This window comes from Cupriavidus sp. WS, assembly GCF_000395345.1.
In the GTDB taxonomy this organism is placed as follows: Bacteria; Pseudomonadota; Gammaproteobacteria; order Burkholderiales; family Burkholderiaceae; genus Cupriavidus; species Cupriavidus basilensis_B.
The window spans coordinates 1-1,528 of sequence record NZ_AQPL01000693.1; the positions used below are offsets into that span (position 1 = coordinate 1).

Sequence of the window (1,528 nt, forward strand, 5' to 3'; positions counted from 1 at the left end):
ATCAGTTCCGCGATCAGTTCAGACCGCGATTGGGGAGAGAAATACCAGCCCATGAGAGGCCTCCTGAAGAAGTAGAGCCGGAGGCCTCCCCGTGGGGAAGAACCCCCAGCGGGTGATGGAATGCCGCATGTGCGGCGGTGGAACTCAGTGCGGACTAGGAACCGCAACCGGCCGGGCAGCAACCCAGCGTGATCCCATGCGAACAGCAGCCGTTGTCGGCGAGCCAGTCCTGGGTTTCCTGCCGCTCGGCAGGCGTTGCGTAGTCCCATTCCCGGGTCGCGATTTCCAGCGCCTGAACGCGCTGGTCATCCGGCAATCGATTGGCTTGCGTGTCGATCTCCGAGCTGAAGAGCGTCACGTAGTGGTCGTAAGACAGGCCGCAACCGCGCTGGGCGCGTTCGGCAGCCGCCTTGCAAAGAGCCCGCCACGCGGATTCATCCAGCGCGGAACGGGGGGTATCGCAGGCGATGGTGGACATGATGGAGACCTCCAGAGAAAAGCCAGGGCCTCCCCGCTTGGGGAGGGAACCCCGGCGGGCGGATGAAGCACGCCGCGGATGCGGCGTCTGCGATCACGCAGGTTGCAGTTCGGCCTGGCGGCTCCACTCCTGCGTCTTGAAGTCCAGCGCGTAACCCAGATCGCCCAGGCGGGCGATCTGTGCGCGCAGGGCGCGGCGGTCGATGGTCGAATCCAGCTTCACGGATTCGCCCAGCGGCCACAGCAGGCCGAACAGCGCGGCGTCGCCGTCTTCGGTGCTGCCAGGGGCAGCGACCGCGGCGGGCGGCGGCGCGTCCACACCGAACGGCGTGGTATCGACCAGCGGGTCTGCGGATGCCTGCACGGGTGCGGGCTTGGCGGGCTTGGATGCCTTGGCGGACTTGGCCGGTGTTGCCGCAGGCTGCTTTCCTAGCTCTTCATCGAGTGGATCGATGTCATGGGTGGTGAAGCTGCGAATGTCTTCGCGGCTCAGCTTGTCAACGCCGAAGAGCGTCATGCCATCCAGGTTGCATCGAATCTCGAACTTGAAGCCATCCCTCATGGGGATCGGGTTAAGAAAGATATAGCGGACCACGAATTCCCCGTCGTACTTGCCTTCGGGGTACTGCTCAAGCTCCGCGTCCTTTACCGCGAAGTTTCCGATCGGAGTCGTGAGAAAACCGACTCTGAAAGGACCATTACGGCCTCGGATTGTGCGAATCGAAAGCTGGCCAGGTACAACGACGGGGAGTAGAGAGCGTGGGGAAGTAGATGTCGCGGGTGCCGATGTGGCTGCCATGATGGTTCTCCTTGAGGAATAGGGAAAAGGCAAGGCCCCGCGAGGGGCCATGCCGGATCAGAACGAAGCAGCCAATGCCGGCTCCTGCTCCTCGACTTCACCTTCGGGCTCGCGCTCGGCGGGCTCGGCAGGCTGGTCGGCAGCGGTGTCGGCGGCAACCTCGGCTTCGGGCGCGGGTGCGTCCTGGGCTTGCGGCGCCTCGGCTTGCGCCTGGCCTGTCGGATAGACCTTCGTGCCGTCGATCTTGATCAG

At 64.2% G+C, this 1,528-nt stretch carries 2 protein-coding genes and 1 pseudogene; all 3 read right to left on the reverse strand.

What is annotated here, in order from left to right; translation table 11 throughout:
- Positions 1-154: 154 nt before the first annotated feature.
- Complete coding sequence (locus K206_RS0136590) at positions 155-478, reverse strand: hypothetical protein (RefSeq protein ID WP_020207160.1); 324 nt, start codon at positions 476-478, stop codon at positions 155-157.
- 93 nt (positions 479-571) lie between these two features.
- Positions 572-1,276: a DUF3275 family protein gene (locus tag K206_RS0136595; RefSeq protein WP_029044468.1), complete on the reverse strand. Its 705-nt coding sequence runs from the start codon at positions 1,274-1,276 to the stop codon at positions 572-574.
- A 57-nt stretch (positions 1,277-1,333) separates the two neighbouring features.
- Positions 1,334-1,528 (reverse strand): annotated as a pseudogene (locus K206_RS40575) (hypothetical protein); the annotation flags it as partial.

Excerpts from the sequence above, each read along its gene's own strand:
- K206_RS0136590 (WP_020207160.1), bottom strand. The coding sequence starts at position 478 with ATGTCCACCATCGCCTGCGATACCCCCCGTTCCGCGCTGGATGAATCC.
- K206_RS0136595 (WP_029044468.1), bottom strand. The coding sequence starts at position 1,276 with ATGGCAGCCACATCGGCACCCGCGACATCTACTTCCCCACGCTCTCTA.